This window comes from Streptomyces katrae (genome assembly GCF_000966975.1).
GTDB classification, from domain to species: Bacteria; Actinomycetota; Actinomycetes; order Streptomycetales; family Streptomycetaceae; genus Streptomyces; species Streptomyces katrae.
The window spans coordinates 1-1,966 of sequence record NZ_JZWV01001587.1; the positions used below are offsets into that span (position 1 = coordinate 1).

Annotated in this window: 2 protein-coding genes and 1 pseudogene; 2 read left to right on the top strand and 1 reads right to left on the bottom strand. The window is 72.8% G+C overall.

The features are described 5' to 3' along the window. A pseudogene (locus VR44_RS49415) lies at window positions 1-263 on the bottom strand (hypothetical protein); the annotation flags it as partial. Between the two features lie 487 nt (window positions 264-750). On the opposite strand from VR44_RS49415, the gene VR44_RS39435 reads away from it, so the two are divergent. Continuing rightward, window positions 751-1,377 carry a phosphoribosylanthranilate isomerase gene (locus VR44_RS39435; RefSeq protein WP_045952511.1) on the top strand — a complete coding sequence of 209 codons (627 nt, stop codon included), beginning with the start codon at window positions 751-753 and terminating at the stop codon, window positions 1,375-1,377. A gap of 42 nt (window positions 1,378-1,419) precedes the next feature. Further along, the coding region (locus VR44_RS39440) for a LamG domain-containing protein (protein WP_245692902.1) at window positions 1,420-1,966 on the top strand (547 nt) is incomplete at its 3' end.

The following is a 1,966-nucleotide window of genomic DNA, read 5'->3' on the forward strand; positions in this document are numbered from 1 at the left end:
GGTGGCGCCTGCGGCGGGGCCGGGGCTACCTGTGCGGGTGGTGGCGGGGCGGTCGGTGCGGGCGCATCCCTCTGGGTGAACCGGGCCCACCAGGCGCCGTCGCGGGCGGTGCGGGAGAAGAAGGTGCGGGTGACCCAGCGGGTGGTGTCGCCGGGCAGTCGCTGCCGTACGCGGTGCAGGTGCCCGGCGGTGGCCAGCCGGTTGAGGGCGGTGCGCAGTGCGCACTGGCCCCACAGGGGCAGCACGGCGGCGAGGGTCTTCACGCTGATGTCGGCGCCGTCCGGCAGCCGGTCGAGGTACCCGGCGACGGCCGCCTCCCGGGCCGGGAGGTGCGCGAAGTCGCGGGCGGTGCGGGGCGCTTGCTCCGGTGCGGCGATTTTTCCGTAGCCGGGCTTGGCGAGGGGGTGCGGGGCAGCACTAAGCTGAGCGATATCCATGGGGATCGCTTTCATTCGGTGTCGATCTCGATGGTCAGGCCCTCGTGTGGTGTTGCCGACACCAGCGGGGGCCGAATTCTTTTCAGCCGCAAGGTAGGGCCTCATGGCCCTGCGTGGCAAACCGCTCACGCATCGTCACCCCGCCTGGTATGAGCGCCGGTTGGGGAGGGTGGTGGGTGGTGGTGGGCTCCGCCCACCACCCATTCCACAGACAGGGCGCTCGGACTCCCGCGGCTTGAGCTCCGGGCGCCGACGGCCGCCCGGAACGTGGGACGAAACGGCACGTCGGGGCAGTGTTTGGTTGACTTGCGGCATGAGCGACGGGAAGAGCGTGTTCGTCAAGATCTGCGGGCTGAAGACCCCCGAGGACGTGGATGTGGCCGTGGAGGCCGGGGCTCATGCCGTCGGGTTCGTGCTCGCGCCGAACAGCCCCCGCACCATCGACGCCGCGCGGGCGCGCGAGCTCGCCGCCCGGGTGCCGGACGGGGTGCTCACCGTCGGGGTGTTCCGGAAGCAGCCCCTGGAGGAGGTGCGCCGGCTCACCGAGGAGAGCGGCGTACGCGGCGTACAGCTGCACGGCGACGAGGGGCCCGAGTACTACGAGGCGCTGCGTGCGCCCGGCCTGACCCTGCTGCGGGCCACCGCCGAGCACGTCGCCCGCTGCGGTGAGTACGGCGAGGACCTGCTGCTGATCGACGCCCCCGACCCCGGCTCCGGCAAGCCCTGGAACTGGGGCTCCGCCGAGTTCACCGCCCCCGAGGGGCGTTGGCTGCTGGCCGGGGGGCTCGGTCCGGGCAACGTCCGGGAGGCCGTCCGGGCCACCGGCGCGTGGGGCGTGGACGTCTCCAGCGGCGTCGAGCGGGAGCGCGGGGTGAAGTCCCCGGAGCTCATCCGGGCGTTCATCGATGCCGCAACGCATTCATATGATTACTCCGAGTGAGAACGGAGGGGTGTCGGCCCGTGGATTGGGCAGGACACCCCCATGGAATCGGACCACTCCGGATGGCTGCGCCGCCTGACCGGCCGCCTCCTGCCCACGGCCGGCGGCGGGGGCCTGCCGGTGTTCACCCCGCGCCGCGCCCCCGTCCTCACCGCCGACTTCACCTCCACCGCCCAGTGGGTGGCCGGCCGCTCCTGGGCCTATCCCGACGGCGGCCCGGTCAACCCGGGCGACAACAAGCTCGACCACCTCGTCGAGGACCCCTCCTACAGCCGTAGCGGCACCTTCCGGGCGACCCGCCGCCCCGACGGGAACTGGGACACCGGACTCCTCACCACCGAAGGCAGCGACCAGGGGTTCACCGTCCGCACCGGTGACGTCCTGGAGGCCCGGGTCCGGCTGCCCACGGAGACGGGGGCCTGGCCCGCGATCTGGACCTGGCGGGACGGCGGCCAGGAGATCGACGTCTTCGAGTACCACCCGGACAACCCCGACCTGCTGGAACTCTCCAACCACGTCCGCGAGGCCCACCGCTACCACCGCGACCCGGCCGTCCGGCCCGGGGCCTGGGTGGACCTGAGGGTGGAGT

What these genes read in the sequence shown, in the direction of transcription:
- VR44_RS39435 (WP_045952511.1), top strand. Translation starts at nt 751, where the DNA reads ATGAGCGACGGGAAGAGCGTGTTCGTCAAGATCTGCGGGCTGAAGACC.